Here is a 16,705-nt window from a genome sequence, read left to right on the forward strand (position 1 = left end):
CAGTCCCGGTTACCCGGACCCAGGAGGGTGGCACCGATGGCCGACGTGTTCACGGATCTGCAGACCGAGACCGAGGCGCTGGCCGAGCTGGCCGAACGCCACGGGTCCGGCCCGGGCCCCGATCTCACCGGCCACTTCGCCCGCCTGACGTCGACCGCGCGGCTGGTCCGGCTCAGCGCCGAGAACCCCGGCGCGTTCGGCGTCACCCCGCAGGTGTCCTACGACTCGCTCGACGAGGCGGTCCTGACCTGGCTGATCGAGCAGCGGAAGGCCAACGCCCTGCTCGCGGCGGCCCCCGCGAAACCGGAGCTGCCGTGGAGCGACGGCCCGCTGCGCCCGTCGGTGCTCGCCGCGGCCGCGCTGACCGAGCTGTTCGCCTGCGGCCAGGACATCGCCGACGCGCTCGGCGTCCGCCCGCGCCGCGACGACGGGATCGGGCACGTCGCCTACTACGGCGTGCGGACCAGGGACCGCGCCTACCGCCGGCACCGGCGGACGCCGCCCGGGCCGTTCCGGTTCGAGCTGCGGGCGCCGTCCGGGACGCGGTGGGACTTCGGGCCCGAAGAGGCCGCCGACCGCATCGCCGGGTCCGCCGAGGACTTCTGCCTCCTGGTGACCGGCCGCCGCGACGCCGAAGACCTCGCCCTGAGCTTCAGCGGCGGGCACACCGCCGAATGGCTGGAACTGCTGGAGAACTGAGCGAAATCACTCGAACGGGGTGGGATCGCCGGCGCCGACCCGGAGGATCTCCGGCTCCCCGGAAGAGAAGTCGACGACGGTCGTCGGCTCGACCCCGCAGTCACCCGAGTCCAGCACCGCGTCGAGCTGGTGGTCCAGCTCTTCCTTGATCTCCCAGCCCTGCGTCATCGGCTCGCCCTCGCCGGGCAGCAGCAGCGTGCTCGACAGCAGCGGCTCGCCGAGCTCGGCCAGCAGCGCCTGGGTGACGCGGTGGTCGGGGATGCGCACGCCGACCGTCTTCTTCTTCTCGTGCATCAGCCGCCGCGGCACTTCCTTGGTCGCGGGCAGGATGAACGTGTAGCTGCCCGGGGTCGCCGCCTTGATCGCGCGGAACACCGCGTTGTCGACGATGACGAACTGCCCGAGCTGGGCGAAGTCCTGGCACACCAGCGTGAAGTGGTGGCGGTGGTCGAGCTTGCGGATGGTGCGGATGCGCTCGAGCCCGTCGCGGTTGCCCGGCCGGCACCCGAGCGCGAAGCACGAGTCGGTGGGGTAGGCGATCAGGCCGTCGCCACGGAGGATCTCGACGATCTGGCCCAGCGACCGGCGCTGCGGGTTCTCCGGGTGCAGGTCGAAATAGCGTGCCATGATCGTAGAGCCTAAGGTCCGCGCCTCGGGGCCGCCGGGCGGCACCGCCCGCGCGTCTCCCAGCTTGCGGTTCCCGGCGCCAACGCTGGGACCCGCCCCGGCCCGCACGCCACACTCCGAACGGGACCACTTCCAGGGAGGGCGAGCCATGACGAAGCTGACCGTGCCGGAGCTGGACCGGGCCCGGGTCGTCACCGCGGCGAAGTACCAGTTCGAGGGCCCGCAGGGGCGGATCTCGCTGGCCGACCTCTTCGACGGGCGCCCGCGGCTCGCGGTGCACCACACGACGCCCGAGCACCGCGGCCCCTTCGCCGACGTGCCCGCCGCCGACCTCGCCGCCGCGCTGCACGACCCGGACCTGCGCCTGGTGCTGGTTTCCCGCGCGCCCTACGCCGAGCTCGAGCGGTACCGCCGCCACTTCGGCCGGGACCTGGCCACGTACTCGGCGGGCCACGCGTTCACCGCGGACTTCCCGGTGTCCCGGCGCCTGCCCGAAACCGGCGGCGGCGAGTTCTGGGACGACCTCGAGGCGGCGATCGGCTTCTTCCGGTACGACCGCGGTCGCGTGCTGCACACGGGGTCGGTCGCCCTGTCCCGGCTGGACTTCTTGAGCCTGCTCGGGGTCCCCGACCGCCTCGGCTCCGCGACCGGCCGGCGCTGAACGCGCGCCCCGCCGCCGTCGTGCCCTCCTCCCGCGCCCCCGCGCCACGTCTTTTCGGCTCAAGAAATAGCACCTCAGGTGGGTTACCATCGATCGGCAGCAGCACGAACACCGCGCACTGGCCGGGCCACCTGGGGCGCCCCGGCCGCCGTCGAGACCCCGGGGGTTCCGCACAGATGTCTCCGGTCGCCGCGCTCGAACCGGCCACGGAGCTGTCCGCCACCGCCGAGCCGCGGGGCACGACCGCGGCGGACCGGCGTCCACGGCTGGCCACCTACCTGGCCGCGGCCATCATGGTGGTGGTCATCACCGGGTTCAGCGTGATCGGCGTCGTCAGCGTGCTGCCCGCGTCGGTCGGCGTGCTGAACGCCGGGTACGCCATCCTGGCCGCCGCCGCGCTGCTGGCGATCCAGCTGCTGTGGTTCAGCCGCCCGTCGACCCGGCTCGACTCCACGACCAGCCGGGTGCTGTTCGCGGTCATGGTCGTGCTCGCCTACGTGCCGACGCTGACGTTCGGCCTGCTGTGGGCCACCATGCTCGTGTACGTCGGCAGCGCCGCGCTCCTGGTGCTCCCGCCGCGCTACGGCTGGGCGGCGGTCGTCGCGGTCCTGCTCAGCACCGTCGGGGTGTGGCAGGTGTTCGGCGCCAAGCCGGCGAACACCGTCTACAACGCGTTCGGCACGCTCTTCTACATCCTGGTCTTCTACCTGCTGTCCCGGTTCACGCGGATGGTCCACGAGCTCCACGCGGCCCGCACGGAGCTGGCCCAGCGCGCGGTCGCCGAGCAGCGGCTGGCCTTCGCCCGCGACCTGCACGACCTGCTCGGGCTGAGCCTGTCCGCGATCGCGCTCAAGGGCGAGCTCGTCTCCCGCCTGATGCGCAAGTCCGCCGAGCGCGCCAAGGCCGAGCTCGGCGAGATCACCGCCACCGCCCAGCGCACGCTGTCCGACGTCCGCGCGGTTTCCCACGGCTACCGCGAGCTCTCGCTGGAGAAGGAGTCCCGGACGGCCGAATCGCTGCTGTCGGCGTCCGAGATCGCCGTCCGGATCCACCTCGACCAGGGCGACCTGCCGGTCCAGGTGCGCACGCTGCTGGCCAAGGTGCTCCGCGAAGGGGTCACGAACGTCCTGCGCTACAGCGACGTCGAGCACTGCGAAATCGACGTCCGGCACCAGGACGGCAAGGTCGTCCTCGAGATCGTCAACGACGGCGTGGCGGCGGACGATCCGGCGGTCACCTCGGGCAGCGCGCTGACGGTGCTGCCCGACGAGGTCGCCGCGCTCGGCGGCCGCGCGAGCGCGAAGGCGGGCGCCGACGGCCGGTTCCGGCTGCGCGTCGAGCTCCCGGTGCCCGGGCGGCCGGGCGGGCCGGTGGCGCGGGATTCCGAGGAGCGGTCGGAGAACGCGTCGAAGCAGATCCGCCGCCTGCTGCCGGTGGTCATGGTGCTGATGGGGATCGGCGCGATGTCGCACCTGCTCCAGCTGGCCCCGCGGCTGTGGGAGATCGCGCTGGTCCTCGGCACGATCGTGGCGTTGCTGGCCCTGCAGTTCTCGTACTTCAACCGGCCGTCGACGCAGCTGCGATCCGCGCAGAGCTACGGGATGCTCCTGGTCCAGGCCTGCCTGGTCTACCTGCCGCTGCTGCCGCTGGGCCCCCGCTGGGTCAGCCTGCCCGGGCTGCTGGTCGGCACGGCGCTGCTGGTCCTGCCGCCCGTCGCGGGCTGGGTGTTCTTCGCCGTCAACATCGCCGTCTACGCCGAGATCACGCGGCAGTCGGGGGCGACCATCACGAGCACGATCTTCTACACGGCGGCGACGGTGATGACGAGCCTCGCCGTGTTCGGGCTCCTGTGGCTGGTCCGGCTGGTCACCGAGCTGGCCAGCACCCGCCGCCGGCTGGCCGAGATGGCGCTGGCCGAGGAGCGGCTGCGGTTCGCCCGCGACCTGCACGACCTGCTCGGCATGAGCCTGTCGGCGATCGCGCTGAAGAGCGAGCTGACGGCCCGCGTGCTGCCCCTGGACCGCGACCGCGCGGCCCAGGAGCTGACCGAGGTCCTCGGCCTGACCCGCCAGGCCCTGTCCGACGTCCGGTCGGTGGCGAGCGGCTACCGCGAGCTGTCCCTGGACAACGAGTCGAGGACGGCCCGGTCCGTGTTGGCGGCGGCCGACGTCCGCGTCCGCATGGAGATGCTCGGCGACGAGCTGCCGACCCCGGTCCGCACGGTACTGGCGGTCGTCCTGCGCGAGGGCGTGACGAACGTGTTGCGCCACAGCAAGGTGGAGAGCTGCGAGATAGCGATGCGCCGCACGGAGGACGGAATCTCCCTCGACATAGTGAACGACGGCGTCGAGCGCAACGGCCACCGGGCGGCGTCCCCGGTCCGGCCGGAACGGAGCGAGGAACCGGAACCGGAGCCGGTGGTCGCGGCGTCGCGCGAGACGTCACCGGGGAGCGGGATCGGCAACCTTTCGCACCGGGTCGCCGACCTCGGCGGTGAGCTGACGGCAGGGGTGGAGCCGGACGGCCGGTTCCGGCTGCGGGCCGTTGTGCCGGCCTGAAGTCCCTTGTGCCACGGGTGAACCCCAGCCGGAGCCGACCCAAGCCACGGGCGGCCGTCCCGACCGGAACCCCCGACGAACCCACCCGACACCAAGCCGGAGAGCCGCATCCCAGCCGCAAGCGCTCGCCTCAGCCGAAACCCCAGCGCCGCCGCCGAACCACTCCACCGACCCCAGCCGCGAGCCGTCACCCCAGTGGTCCGGACCTTCTGGTCCAGACCTCACCGGCCGTCACAGCCAGCCGGACTCCTCGGCGATGCGGATCGCGTCCACCCGGTTGCGCGCGTTGAGTTTGGCCACCACCGTCGTGAGATAGTTCCGTACTGTCCCGGCGGAAAGGTACAGCCGGGCGGCCACCTCCACCGTTCCGTAGCCCTGTGCGGTCATCCGCAGCACGTCCAGCTCGCGAGTCGTCAGCGGGCAGTCGACCGTGTCCCACGCCGCCAGCGCCAGGTCGCCGTCGACCATGCGGCGGCCGGCGAGCACGCCGCGCACCGCGTTCGCGAGCTTGGCCGGGGGCGCGTCCTTCAGCAGGAACCCGCCCACCTTGGCGTCCAGCGCCCGCCTGAGCGTCCCCGGGCGGCCCAGGCTGGTCAGGATCAGGGTCCGGCAGTCCGGCAGGTGTTCGTGCAGCTCACCGGCCGCGGTGAGGCCGTCCTTGCCGGGCAGGTCGATGTCGATGACCGCGACCTGCGCCTGCTTGGCGCGCGCGGCCGGCAGGATCTCGAGCCCGGAGGCGACCTCGGCGACCACGTCGATGTCGGGTTCCAGCCGCAACAGCGCCACCAATGCGCCCCGCACGATGTGCATGTCCTCGGCCACCAGCACTCTGATCACGGGTGCCTCCGCACTCACGACTCCCCAGAAGCTCAGTTAAACATTCTGCTTGACGAATCGGTTGCACCATTCGGGGACCACTTTTGGAGCGCTGCCGCTAAATGCACATGCACGGCTCGTTACCAGGTTAAAAATGCCTACTAGCGCCCGGGCGACTACCAGCCGTCACGTACACCCTGGGTCATCGGCACCCACGTCGGAAATTTTCCGGCCAGGTCGCGTGTGGACTTCCGGCCCACCACACGCGACGAGCCGGCCCACCGCCGGCGCGCTGGGCGCCTGGGGTGGACCGGCTCGCGACCCCGCGAACTGCGCAAACGCGCGTCAAGCCGCTTCGAGGAGATCGATCTGGCAGAAGCAGGTGCCCCGCTTCTGCGCGGTGCCGGCGCCGGCCTCGATGCCCCAGTGCTCGAAACGGTCGATCACGAGGTCCGTTCCCTTCTTTTCGAACTCGATACCCAGATCGGTGAAAAGCGCGCGGACGTCGGCGGAAACCTGTGCGGACATGTTCTGCTCCCAGTGGCGAAGATGAATGCTTCACGTGCCATAAATCGTCGCCAATCAACGCAGCGCCAACCAGTGCCCGCATCATCGCCGTGCTGTGCCTTACACATGCTCCGTGCGGTTACGGAGAGGACTCCGAACGGCCCAGCAAGCCCCGGAATCCCGCTGATTCGACGGTTTTTCGTCACTTTGCGCTGTCACGCGCTTCCCGCGGGCTACCGGGACCATGAGAAACGCACATGCGTTCATGGTGAGAGTTCCCGGCTCCGGCGCCGCTCACACCGGATGTGCAAAACGCATGTCCGGGACCGGTGAAACCCATCCCGACCGGTGCACAGAGCACTTAAGAAGTAGACGCCCGCCGATCTACAGTTTTGGGCGCAATCACATCTTCCGCACCGGACGCCTTCATCGGGAAGGCGCCGCGCGGCATTGTCGACCGGGAGGGACGGCCACCATGGATGAGATCGTCCGGCAAGCTGTGGCACGCGCCATCGTGACCATGCGAGACAACCTGGGTGAGCGGCTCACGATCGATGACCTCGCCCGCGCGGCCATGTTCAGCAAGTTCCACTTCACCCGGGTGTTCCTGCGGGTCACCGGGCTGTCGCCGGGCCGCTTCCTGTCGGCCGTGCGGCTCGCGGAGGCCAAGCGCCTGCTCGCGACCACGGCCATCTCGGTGGCCGACATCAGCCACCAGGTCGGCTACAACAGCGTCGGCACGTTCAGCGCCCGGTTCAGCGGCAGCGTGGGCGTCTCGCCGTCGGGGTACCGGCAGCTGCGCGGCCGGTCGCCGCGGGTCGCCGAGCGGCCGTCCCAGCCGGGGTCGGGGACCACCGTGCGCGGCCAGCTGCGGGTCGCGCCGTCCGCCGAGGTCGGGCCGGTGTTCGTCGGGCTGTTCGCCGCCCGGATCGCCGAGGGCGCGCCGGCCCGGTTCGCCATCCTGCCCGGTCCCGGGCCGTATGCACTGGCAGACGTTCCGCTCGGGTCCTGGTACGTGCTCACCCACGCGTACGGCTGCGGTGAGGTCGACAACCACTCACTGCGGCCCTACACCGGCCTGGCCGGCCCGGTGACGGTGCACCACGGCGTCACGGCGAGCCTGGCCGACGTCCGGCTGCGGCCGCGTCACGGCTTCGACCCGCCGGTCCTGCTGGCCCTGCCCGACCTGCGCCAGCCCGCGGTGGCCCGCCCGATGGCGGTCTGACGGCGTGCAATTCCGGCGCCCCGAATCCGCCGTCCGTTAATCCGCGGACGGCGGGTTCACCCGGTCCGCGTTCCCCGCAGCCATTCGGCCCAGTGGGGCGGGCGACGGACTCATCGCGAACCGTCGGAGAATTCGCGGCCATTCCCCGGTGCGCTTCTTCGGAACACCGGCGGCAGGGGGCAATGGCGTACAATCACGCCGGGGAAGTCTCACCGGACTGGGGTGCGAGGTACCGTCGTGATCAAGGTGTTGCTGGCCGAGGACATGCACATGGTCCGCGGCGCCCTGGTCGCCCTCCTCAACCTGGAGTCCGACATCGAGGTGGTCGCCGAGGTGTCCACCGGCGACCAGATCCTGCCGGCCGCGAAGGCCTCCCAGCCGGACGTCGCCGTCATCGACATCGACCTGCCGGGCAAGGACGGCCTGTCGGCGGCGGTGGAGATCCACGAGAGTCTTCCGGGCGTCCACACGCTGATCCTGACCAGCCTCGGCCGCCCGGGCACGGTCCGCCGCGCGCTGGACGCGAAGGTGAACGGCTTCCTGCTCAAGGACTCGCCGTCGGACAAGCTGGCCAACGCGGTGCGCTCGGTCGCGATCGGCCGCCGGGTGATCGACAGCGAGCTGGCACTGGCCGCCTGGGAAACCGACGACTGCCCGCTGACCCCCCGCGAGATCGAGATCCTGTCCCTGGCAGCACGCGGGCGCAACGTGGCCGACATCGCGGCGGAGCTGTTCCTTTCGGCCGGCACGGTCCGCAACTACCTGGCCGCGGTGGTCACGAAGCTCAACGCCCGCAACCGGGTCCACGCGATCCGCATCGCGACCGAAGCGGAATGGCTGTAGCCGCCCCACCAGGCACGCGAGCCGGCTCTCCGAGCACGCGAACCGCCGCACCGGGGACACCAGCCGCCAAGCACGCGAGCCGACCGCCCGGACACGCGAGCTGACCCTCAGCGCGCGCGAACCGACCGCCAGGGCGTGCGACCCGACCGTCCACACCCGCGCGCCGCCTCGCTCAAACCCACCGCGCCGCCCGGAAAACCGCCCGGAAGCCGCCCCCGAAACCCTCCTGAAAGCGCTTACGCCGTCAGCTCGTCCCGCGCCCGGTGCCGGCGCACCTCACCGCACCCCACCGGGACCGCCGCCAGCAGCCGGTGGATGCCGCCGGGGCCGGACTCCGTCGCCAGCGTTCCGCCCAGCGACTCCACCCGGTCGACCAGGTTGCGCAGCCCCGAACCCGCGCCCGAACCGGCCCCGGGACCGCCGTCGGCGGGGCCGCCCGCGCCGTCGTTGACGATCTCCAGCCAGGCCGTTCCGTTCTCCTTGCTCACCGAGAACGCGCACCAGCTCGCGGTGCTGTGCCGCACCACGTTCGTCACCCCTTCGCGCAGCACCGCCGCCAGCGCCGTCGCCACCTTCGGGGGCAGGTCCTCGGTGCCCGAGCGGGACACCGTCACCCGGGTCCCGGCCACGCTCAGCACCGCCGCCGCGGCCCGGCACTCGTCGTCCAGGGACAGTTCGCGGTAGCCCGCCGCGACCGTGCGGACGTCGGCCAGCGCGCGCCGGGACATCGTCAGCAGCTCGGCCAGCTCCTCCTTCGCGCGGCCCGGCTGGCCGATCACCAACCGGTCCACGAGTTCACCCTTGAGGGTGATCGCCGAAAGGCTGAGCCCGAGCAGATCGTGGACGTCGCGGGAGAACCGCTTGCGTTCCTCGGCGATCGCGCTGCGCTTCAGCTCGCGGCGTTCCTCCTCGCGCTCGGCGATCAGCCGCGCGGCGGCGCCCGTGGCGGCCAGTGCCAGTGCCGCGATCCCGGCCGACACCACGCCCGCGAAACCGGCGTCCGCCGACTCCCCCGCCCGCGCGGAAACCAGCCCGGCGACGACGCACACGAGCCCGGCCGCCGGAAGCGCCCGTGACGGCCGCACAGCCAGCAGGAGCCCGCCCGCGAAAAACCCTCCCGCGGAGGTCCACAGGGCGCCCAGCAGCAGCATCGGCCCGTACCCCAGCAGGGCCTGGGCCACCAGCGCCAGGCCGGGACGGCGGACGCGGCCGTGCGCGAACGCGGTCAGGTGCACCCCCGCCATCGCCGCAGCGCAGGTGAGCGCGAGCAGCCGGGGAACCCAGGACTCGCGCCCGGCCAGCACCGGGAGGAACGCGGTCAGCGCGACGGCGGCGGCCGCCGCCACCGGGCCGCCCGTGACGAGCGCGCGGAAGTCGGGACGCCCCGTCTCCTTGGCCGCCGGACTCGCGGCACGCACCCGGAGCTTCCCGAGGAGCCGAACCGGATATGCCACGGCGCCTCCCACCTCACCCGCACCCCAGAGCCTCAAAGGTAACAGGGAGAACGGTTCCGGCGGGCCCGTCAGCCGGTCACGTTACCGCCGGGGAAGTCGAGGACGCACTCACCGACGCTGACCTCCGCCGGCCACTCCAGCTTCAGCGAACGGTCCACCCGGTCGCCGGCGTCGACCGGCACGGCGTGCGCGGCGAGTCCCATCGCCTTCGCCGTCAGGTAGAGCACCTGCTGCAGGGCGCCGACGTGCACCAGCGTCGTCGCGTAAGCGGCGCTGCCGAGCACCCACGCGATCCGCGACATCCGCGCGGTCATCGTCAGCAGCACCGAGGGCCTGCGGTGGCTGCCCGCCCCGATCATCGCCAGGTCGAGCATGCCGTCCAGGACGCCGAGGTCGTCGTTGATGAGCGTCAGCGTGTGCCACAGCGGGTCGTAGTGGTAGATCCCCCGCGCGAGGTCCACGCAGCGGTTGATCCCGACGTAGATCTCGAGCTCGTACAGGCACGCGACGCTGAAGTACGGCCGCTGGGACGCCTCGTGCCCCGGCCCGCCCGGCAGGTACGCCGGCCCGATCGACCGCACCCGCGCGGCGCGGAAGAGGAACTCCCCGACCTGCTCGGCGGACAACGCGCGTTCGGTGACCTCGGGGCACGTGTGGTCGTGTTCGAGCAGCGTGGCCAGCGTCGGGTCGGTCGCCTTGAGCACCGCCGGGTCGGGCCGGTGCAGCGGGAAGGTCGGGCCGGCGGTGATCTGCTTGACCACCGGCGGCTCGGCGCCCGCCCGGTGCGCCTCCGGGTCCGGCGGGACGCCCTTCAGCCAGGTCCGGCTGCGGGCGTGGAACATCAGGTCGTCGGGGGACCAGACGGCCAGGTCGGTGTCGGTGTCCTCGGTGAACTCCGCCCAGTCGTCGGCCACCAGCACCACGCCCGCGGCCACCAGGAACGCCACGACGTCGGCCACGACCGGCTCGGCCAGCCCCGAGTCCGCGGCGACCCGCGCGACGGTGACCGGCCCGGCCAGCGACGACGCCACGGTCACCGCCTGCGGCCGCAGCAGCGCGACGCGGTACCGGGCGCGGGGCGACTCCAGCAGCAGCCCGCCGCCGTCGGGGCGCAGCGCCGAGTACCGCGACAGCTTGATCAGCCGCCCGGCCGGCACCGGGTCGGCCGGGAAGACCGGCGCCTGGGTCACCGGGATGGCCGAGAGCAGCGGCCCGCGGCCGTCGTTGAGCGCCAGCGAGTGCACGACCGAGCCGGACAGCTGGTTGAGGACCTTGCGCAGCGTCGCGGCCGCGGCTTCGGCGGCCCCGCCCGCCGACGTCGCGAGGTTGCCCATCGAGACCGGGCCGAGCGCCATCCGGCCCAGCGACTCGCGGACCGGCCCGGGGACGCCCGCCAGCTCGTACTCACCCCACCAGCTGATCGCGACGAGCGTGTCGTCGTCCCCCGCCTCCAGCAAGGTGTCTTCGGTGAGGGACCAGAGCCGGACGGTCTCCGAGCTCCCGTCCGGGGGGTATGCAGGCAAGGCCAACTCCTCAAGCGCGAGGCGAACACTGAGCGCCCGCGAAGGCTCTCAAAGGAACATCGGGAACGGGTTGAGCTGCTCGTACGGGGTCGCCGTGGCGAGCCGGCCCAGTTGCACCGGGACGTCGAACAGCCGGCCGGGCGCGAACCGGGCCCAGAACGGGCGGATGCCCGGCGCGAGCACCTTGACCACCGGGATCCCGACGTCCGGACGGGTCTGGTCGAGCACCAGCAGCTCCAGGCCGGCGCGGTCGAACACCCGGCTCAGCGCCCGGACGTCGTCGCGGACGTCGGCCCGGTTGACGAACGGGAAGTCCGCGGCGGCCCGCATCCGCTCGCCCGCCACCGGCCGCAGGTACGGCTGGTTCGCGACGGTGGCGCAGGCGAGCCAGCGCCGCGCGTCCGGGTCGTCGATCTCGTGGCCCGCGGACTGCACGACGGGCAGCATCTGGTTGAGCTCGGTCACCGCGCGGCGCACCGCGATCCGCGGGTCGAGGTGGGCGCCGAAGCCCATCACGATGTCCTCGTGCGGGCCGCCGATCCGCCGCGAAAGCGCGACGGTCACCGGGATCCCGAGATCGGACGTGACGTCGAGGACCCACATCTCGCGGCCGATCCCCGCGTAGCCGGCGATCATCTCGTCGAGCCACGGGTCGGCGAAGGACGCGAGGTCGACACCCGGCACCGGCGTGCGGTTGTACCACCACAGCGCCACGGCGTCGCGTTCGACGAGCTCCAGCGTGCCCTGCAGGATCGCGTCCTCCAGGCTGCTGCCCGCCGCCGAGCCGTTGGAGTCGGCGCGCACCCCGCGTGCGGCGCTTTCGCGCGGGGTCCCGTAGTAGAGGTAGGACGTCGGCAGCAGGCGGCGGCGTCCGGTCAGCGACCACACCGGCGTCCAGTCGGTGCGGGCGGTGGGGTCGAACGGCGCGCCGACCCGCTGGAACTCGGCGTGCTCGGGGTTCCAGGCCGCGCGCTCGGCGTACTGCCGGTCGGCGAAGAGCATGCACGCGTTGGGGTGCACGGCTTCCTCGCCCAGCTCGTCGTAGGAGCCGCGGATGCGCAGCTCGTCGCCCTGGAAGTTGCCGGAGAACCGTTCCGCGGCTTCGCAGAGCGCGCCGACCTCGGCGTCGAGCGGGCTGACGCCCTTGCCGCCGTTCTCGCAGCGCAGGCCGGCGCGCAGGGCCGCCATCGCGGTGACCCCGCGGGCGATGTTCGGCCCGGAGCGGTAGGCGTTGGCGAACGCGGGCGCGTCCGCGTCCCGCTGGATCTCCTTGACGATCCCGGTGACCGGGCTGACCAGGTGCCGGTGCCGCTCGAGCATCTGTGACGGCGTCGCCGTCCGGTGCCCGCCGCCCCCGGTGGTCGCCTTCTTCGCCGCCTGCAACGAGACCGGGCGCACCGAGCGCCACACCACCTGCCACGGGTCGCCGCAGCAGCGGCACTGCGGGCGGCGGCGCAGCTCGTGCAGCCGGCCCTGCAGGTCGAGCGAGTCGAGCGTCCACACGCACTGCTGCCCGTGGTGGCGGTACCCGGCCACCCACTTGGCCGCCTCCAGCGCGACGAGGTGCGCCGCGGCCGCGGTCAGCGGCGGCAGAGCCGGCATCGGGCGGCGCGCCGGGCCCGCGTGGCCCAGTTCTTCCTGCACGCACGCCTCGGCGTGGCGGTGCCCCCACAGCCGGTGGGTCAGGCAGTGCCAGCACGCGCCGTCGGGCTGCAGCACCGGGCCGATCCACACCTGGGCCCCGGACGGGCGCGCGAGCAACCACGGCCGCCCGGCCCGCCGGTGCTCGGCGTCGATCCCGGCCAGCCGCGGGTCGAGGTAGTCGGCGCACAGCACGACCGACAGGTCGGCGGTGCCGGTGTCCGTGCGGACCACCTCGAGCCCGGCGCCGGCCAGTGCCCGTTCGACGGCACCGGTGTCGACGCCGTCCGCGCTGTCGCCGACCGCGGTCAGCCGCACGGTGCCCCGCCGCGCGGCGACGACGTCGGCGTCGACCCCGCAGGCGTCCCAATAGGCCAGCGCGCGCTCGTCGCCGGGCCGGTCGTCGGTGCCGGGGCTGCGCAACGTCACCAGTCCCGCGTCGACGAGCTGGGCCAGCAGCGCGGCGACCTCCTCCGGCGCCATCCCGCCGGGCCGGTCGCGCAGCAGGCGGTCGAGGTCGTGGGTCCCGTCCAGCAACGCCGCCAGCGACTCGATCTTCGGCCCGCGCATCGCGATCACGCCCTGTTCGGAGAACAGGTACGCCCCCTTGCCCGCCCGGACCTCGGCCCGCAGGTGCCGCCGGAACGCCGGGGCGCGCGCCGGCACCGGGACATCCGTGACACCACCACTGCCTTGCGCGTCCACCGCTGTCGTGCGCATGGGCCCTCCTGCCGTCGTCGGCCTCCGCCGGACGAGAGAACAGAATCCTGCTCCACGAGAGGTCTACTCAACCAGTGCTCAGAGCACGGGCAAGTCGTGGAAAACGCATGGGTCGGCATGGAAAACGCATGGGGCACCGGTGCGTCGCTCACTGGCCGCACAGCACGGGGAACCGTCACCGTGGACAGCGACGCCCGTGGCGGCACGGCGCGTCAGGGGGCAACGTAACCGAACTCGCGGTCCCGCGCGAATCCGGCCGGCGCCCGGTCTGGCACCCGAGAAAAAGTGAGGACCCGAGTATGCCTACCTCTGCTCGCACGTACGGACAGTTCTGCGGCCTGGCCCGGGCGCTCGAGATCGTCGGTGAGCGGTGGTCACTGCTCGTCGTGCGCGACCTCATGCTCGGCCCGAAGCGGTTCAACGACCTGCAGCGCACGCTGCCGCGGATCCCCGTGAGCATCCTGACCTCGCGCCTCAACGAGCTCGAAGAGACCGGCGTCGTCCGCCGCCGCGTCCTTTCGCAGCTGGACGCGGGTGTCGTCTACGAGCTGACCGAATACGGCACCGAGCTCGACCACATCGTGCTGGACCTCGGCCTGTGGGGCGCCCGTTCGCTGTCCTACCCGAAGGCGGACGACGCCTTCACCCTCGACGCCGCGATCCTCTCGCTCTACACGACCTTCCGGGAGGAGTTCGCCGCGGGCGTGCACGTCAACTACGAGCTGCACCACCTCGGCGGCGAGATGATCCTGCACGCGCTGGTCGACGACGGCTCGCTCAAGGTGTCCGGCGGCTCGCTGCCGGCGGCGGACCTCGTGATCGAGCCGCAGGGACCGGCGTTGTTCGACCTGCTCAAGGGCAGCCTGTCCGCGCAGGACGCCATCTCCAGCGGCAAGGTCCGCGTCGAGGGCGACCCGGCGCACCTCGAGCTGTTCGCCGAGCTCTTCCGCATCCCGCCGGCCCCGGAGCGCCCGACCGGGCTGTCCGTGCACTGACCCCCGCGCGCCCGGCGGTACGCAATCCGCCGAGCAGCGCATTTTCCCTTGTATAATCAGCAATCCGGAGTAACGGAAGCCGCTTCGCGAGCGGTTATCGTCTACGCACGCTGTCTTCTTCGTGAACTGGGGTCCGTATGTCGACGTCCGAACTCACCCGACCTTCCGGGTTCCTGGGTCAGCTCAACAGCCGCTGGCACCACCGCGCGCTCGCGGTGTTCATGCTCGTCGTGATCGCGCACTGGGCCGAGCACATCGTGCAGGCCGTCCAGATCTACGCACTCGGCTGGCCGGCCCCGAAAGCGCGTGGCGTGCTCGGAATGCCGTTCCCGTGGCTGATTTCGCAGGAATGGCTGCACTACGGCTACGCGCTCGTGATGCTGGTGTTCCTGTGGATCCTGCGCCACGGTTTCGCCGGCCGGTCGCGGCAGTGGTGGAACCTCGCGCTGGCCATCCAGTTCTGGCACCACATCGAGCACCTGCTGCTGTTCATCCAGGCGCAGTCCGGCTGGCGGCTGGCCGGGCAGAAGGTGCCCACCAGCATCATCCAGCTGCTCATCCCCCGGGTCGAGCTGCACCTGTTCTACAACACGATCGTCACCATCCCGATGATCGTGGCGGTCGTCCTGCACCGGCGCGCCTCGGCGGCCGAGCACGAGCTGACCGGCTGCGTCTGCGGGCTGAAGCCGCCGGCGCTCGCCGCGGCGTGAGCGGCCGGGCCGCGCGGCGGGCACTGACCCTGCTGGCCTTCCTGGCCGGCTGGCTGGTGCTCTCCGCCGCGCCGGCGTCGGCGCACGTCGAGATCATTTCGTCGACCCCCGGGGACGGCGCCCGCCTCGGCGCGGCGCCGTCCCTGGTGTCGGTCACCCTGTCGGAGAACATCGGGATCCAGCCGGGATCGATCAAGGTCGTCGACCTAGCGGGCACGCAGGTCGACACCGGGCCGGTGTTCCAGCCCGGCGCCGTCGCCGAGCAGGTCGCGGTCCGGGTGAAGCCGAACCTGCCGGACGCCAGCTACCTCGTCGAGTACGCGTTCGTCTCGGCCGACTCGCACCCGGTGCGCGGCACGTTCGCCTTCGTCGTCGGCGGCGGGCCACTGGTGACGTCGGCGGGCGCGGTGTCCGCGGCCACCGGCACCGACGCGGTCGTCGACTTCGTTTCGACGGTCGCGCGCTGGCTGGCCTACCTCGGCGTCGTGCTGCTCGGCGGGCTGGCGTTCGTGGTGCTGTGCCGTCCGGACGCCCGCACCGACCGCCGCGCCCGCCGGCTGCTGCGCTGGGGCGCGGGCCTCGTCGCGGCGACCACCGTCGCGGCGTTCGTGCTGCAGGGCCCGTACGCGGCCGGGCGGGACCTCTCGGCGGTGTTCGACACCGGGCTGCTGGCGGACACGCTGCGCGTCGCGTACGGCAAGCTGCTCCTGCTCCGGCTGGCCGCGGTGGCCGCGCTGGCGCTGCTGCTGCCCCGCCTCCTGCGGCCCGGGCTGCCGGACCGGCTGCGGTCCCGTTACGAGAACTCGGCGATGGTGACCGCCTTCCTGGTGCTGCTGACGTTCTCGGCCACCGGCCACCCGGTGACCGACCCGGTCATGTTCGTCTCGGTCTCGGCCGACCTCGTGCACTTCGGGGCCATCGCCGTCTGGGCGGGCGGGCTGACGCAGCTGGCACTGAGCCTGTACCGCCCGGAGCCCGGCGAGGACCTGGCACCGGTCGCGGCGCGTTTCTCCCGGCTGGCGGCGGGCTCGGTGACCGCGATCGCAATCAGCGGCGGCGTGCTGGCGCTGCGCATCATGCCGTCCCTGTCCACGCTCTGGACGACCCGGTTCGGCGTCCTGGTGCTGCTCAAGATCGCGGGCTTCGCACTCCTGCTGGCGGTGGCGAGCCGGTCGCGCCGCGTGGTGCGCCGGAGCATGACCGGCCCGGAGGAGGGCACGACGAAGACGGTGACGACGGACCTGCGCCGCCTCCGCCAGGCGGTGGCCGTGGAGGTACTGCTCAGCATCGTGGTGCTGGCGCTGGCGGCGATGCTGACGGTCACCCCACCGGGCGGCTGAGCAGCCCCGAGCCGCGCCTGGGCTCACACACCGGGCGACCGCGCCGCCGGCTCAGGTGCGGTCCGAGCCACCACCGGGCCCACACGCCCGGCGACCGCGGCGGCGGCTCGACCGACGGGTCAGGTGCGGTCCGGCCCGCTCACACGCCGGCAACCGCGCCGGCAGCTCAGGTGCCGGTTCGGCTCCCCGGGCCCGCACACCGGGTGACCGCAGCGGCAGCTCAGGTGCGGCCCGACCCACCCCCGGACTCACACGCCGGGCGACCGCGGCGGCGGCTCGACCGGCAGGTCGGGTGCGGTCCGGCCCGCTCACACGCCGGCAACCGCGCCGGCAGCTCAGGTGCCGGTTCGGCTCCCCGGGCCCGCACACCGGGTGACCGCAGCGGC

Annotated in this window: 14 protein-coding genes; 8 read left to right on the forward strand and 6 right to left on the reverse strand. The window is 72.6% G+C overall.

Annotated features, from left to right (window positions below; genetic code table 11):
• Positions 1-36: 36 nt before the first annotated feature.
• Positions 37-699: a maleylpyruvate isomerase family mycothiol-dependent enzyme gene (locus tag ACZ7OU_RS42800; RefSeq protein ID WP_470245728.1), complete on the forward strand. Its 663-nt coding sequence runs from the start codon at positions 37-39 to the stop codon at positions 697-699.
• Positions 700-705: 6 nt separating this feature from the next.
• Here the strand turns inward: ACZ7OU_RS42800 and ACZ7OU_RS42805 are convergent, their stop codons facing one another.
• Positions 706-1,326 (reverse strand): L-threonylcarbamoyladenylate synthase, encoded by a 621-nt coding sequence (locus tag ACZ7OU_RS42805; protein ID WP_470245727.1) that lies wholly within the window; start codon positions 1,324-1,326, stop codon positions 706-708.
• A 148-nt stretch (positions 1,327-1,474) separates the two neighbouring features.
• On the opposite strand from ACZ7OU_RS42805, the gene ACZ7OU_RS42810 reads away from it, so the two are divergent.
• Together ACZ7OU_RS42810 and ACZ7OU_RS42815 are read left to right on the forward strand one after the other, a co-directional pair.
• A complete protein-coding gene (locus ACZ7OU_RS42810; RefSeq protein ID WP_470245726.1) occupies positions 1,475-1,987 on the forward strand; it encodes a DUF899 family protein in 513 nt (170 codons plus the stop codon).
• A 176-nt stretch (positions 1,988-2,163) separates the two neighbouring features.
• Positions 2,164-4,545, forward strand: coding sequence for a sensor histidine kinase (locus ACZ7OU_RS42815; RefSeq protein ID WP_470259661.1), 2,382 nt, complete (start codon positions 2,164-2,166; stop codon positions 4,543-4,545).
• A gap of 231 nt (positions 4,546-4,776) precedes the next feature.
• Here ACZ7OU_RS42815 and ACZ7OU_RS42820 read toward each other — a convergent pair whose 3' ends face one another.
• Both ACZ7OU_RS42820 and ACZ7OU_RS42825 read right to left on the reverse strand, forming a co-directional pair.
• Positions 4,777-5,382, reverse strand: a complete 606-nt coding sequence (locus ACZ7OU_RS42820; RefSeq protein WP_470245724.1) for a response regulator transcription factor — start codon at positions 5,380-5,382, stop codon at positions 4,777-4,779.
• A 324-nt stretch (positions 5,383-5,706) separates the two neighbouring features.
• Positions 5,707-5,889: a hypothetical protein gene (locus tag ACZ7OU_RS42825; RefSeq protein ID WP_470245723.1), complete on the reverse strand. Its 183-nt coding sequence runs from the start codon at positions 5,887-5,889 to the stop codon at positions 5,707-5,709.
• A gap of 454 nt (positions 5,890-6,343) precedes the next feature.
• Here ACZ7OU_RS42825 and ACZ7OU_RS42830 point away from each other — a divergent pair, with 454 nt between their 5' ends.
• Both ACZ7OU_RS42830 and ACZ7OU_RS42835 read left to right on the forward strand, forming a co-directional pair.
• The gene (locus ACZ7OU_RS42830; protein ID WP_470245722.1) at positions 6,344-7,093 is read left to right on the forward strand and encodes a helix-turn-helix domain-containing protein; all 750 of its coding nucleotides are present in this window, start codon (positions 6,344-6,346) and stop codon (positions 7,091-7,093) included.
• A 237-nt stretch (positions 7,094-7,330) separates the two neighbouring features.
• On the forward strand, positions 7,331-7,936 hold the full coding sequence (locus ACZ7OU_RS42835) for a response regulator transcription factor (RefSeq protein WP_470245721.1): 606 nt from the start codon (positions 7,331-7,333) through the stop codon (positions 7,934-7,936).
• 236 nt (positions 7,937-8,172) lie between these two features.
• Here the strand turns inward: ACZ7OU_RS42835 and ACZ7OU_RS42840 are convergent, their stop codons facing one another.
• The 3 genes from ACZ7OU_RS42840 to ACZ7OU_RS42850 all read right to left on the reverse strand — a co-directional run bounded on the left by ACZ7OU_RS42840 (position 8,173) and on the right by ACZ7OU_RS42850 (position 13,274).
• Positions 8,173-9,390, reverse strand: coding sequence for a sensor histidine kinase (locus ACZ7OU_RS42840; RefSeq protein ID WP_470259662.1), 1,218 nt, complete (start codon positions 9,388-9,390; stop codon positions 8,173-8,175).
• A gap of 68 nt (positions 9,391-9,458) precedes the next feature.
• Positions 9,459-10,913, reverse strand: a complete 1,455-nt coding sequence (locus ACZ7OU_RS42845) for a SagB/ThcOx family dehydrogenase (RefSeq protein WP_470245719.1) — start codon at positions 10,911-10,913, stop codon at positions 9,459-9,461.
• 48 nt (positions 10,914-10,961) lie between these two features.
• Positions 10,962-13,274, reverse strand: coding sequence for a TOMM precursor leader peptide-binding protein (locus ACZ7OU_RS42850; RefSeq protein WP_470245718.1), 2,313 nt, complete (start codon positions 13,272-13,274; stop codon positions 10,962-10,964).
• Between the two features lie 299 nt (positions 13,275-13,573).
• Here ACZ7OU_RS42850 and ACZ7OU_RS42855 point away from each other — a divergent pair, with 299 nt between their 5' ends.
• The 3 genes from ACZ7OU_RS42855 to ACZ7OU_RS42865 all read left to right on the forward strand — a co-directional run bounded on the left by ACZ7OU_RS42855 (position 13,574) and on the right by ACZ7OU_RS42865 (position 16,319).
• Complete coding sequence (locus ACZ7OU_RS42855; RefSeq protein WP_470245717.1) at positions 13,574-14,269, forward strand: winged helix-turn-helix transcriptional regulator; 696 nt, start codon at positions 13,574-13,576, stop codon at positions 14,267-14,269.
• A gap of 137 nt (positions 14,270-14,406) precedes the next feature.
• The gene (locus ACZ7OU_RS42860; RefSeq protein ID WP_470245716.1) at positions 14,407-14,979 is read left to right on the forward strand and encodes a hypothetical protein; all 573 of its coding nucleotides are present in this window, start codon (positions 14,407-14,409) and stop codon (positions 14,977-14,979) included.
• Positions 14,976-16,319: a copper resistance CopC/CopD family protein gene (locus ACZ7OU_RS42865; RefSeq protein ID WP_470245715.1), complete on the forward strand. Its 1,344-nt coding sequence runs from the start codon at positions 14,976-14,978 to the stop codon at positions 16,317-16,319. Before ACZ7OU_RS42860 ends, ACZ7OU_RS42865 begins: the two co-directional genes overlap by 4 nt.
• Positions 16,320-16,705: the final 386 nt, after the last annotated feature.

It is taken from the genome of Amycolatopsis sp. NPDC114505 (assembly GCF_055633615.1).

Excerpts from the sequence above, each read along its gene's own strand:
- ACZ7OU_RS42850 (WP_470245718.1), bottom strand. The coding sequence starts at position 13,274 with ATGCGCACGACAGCGGTGGACGCGCAAGGCAGTGGTGGTGTCACGGAT.
- ACZ7OU_RS42830 (WP_470245722.1), top strand. The coding sequence starts at position 6,344 with ATGGATGAGATCGTCCGGCAAGCTGTGGCACGCGCCATCGTGACCATG.
- ACZ7OU_RS42805 (WP_470245727.1), bottom strand. The coding sequence starts at position 1,326 with ATGGCACGCTATTTCGACCTGCACCCGGAGAACCCGCAGCGCCGGTCG.
- ACZ7OU_RS42810 (WP_470245726.1), top strand. The coding sequence starts at position 1,475 with ATGACGAAGCTGACCGTGCCGGAGCTGGACCGGGCCCGGGTCGTCACC.
- ACZ7OU_RS42860 (WP_470245716.1), top strand. The coding sequence starts at position 14,407 with ATGTCGACGTCCGAACTCACCCGACCTTCCGGGTTCCTGGGTCAGCTC.
- ACZ7OU_RS42825 (WP_470245723.1), bottom strand. The coding sequence starts at position 5,889 with ATGTCCGCACAGGTTTCCGCCGACGTCCGCGCGCTTTTCACCGATCTG.
- ACZ7OU_RS42800 (WP_470245728.1), top strand. The coding sequence starts at position 37 with ATGGCCGACGTGTTCACGGATCTGCAGACCGAGACCGAGGCGCTGGCC.
- ACZ7OU_RS42855 (WP_470245717.1), top strand. The coding sequence starts at position 13,574 with ATGCCTACCTCTGCTCGCACGTACGGACAGTTCTGCGGCCTGGCCCGG.
- ACZ7OU_RS42815 (WP_470259661.1), top strand. The coding sequence starts at position 2,164 with ATGTCTCCGGTCGCCGCGCTCGAACCGGCCACGGAGCTGTCCGCCACC.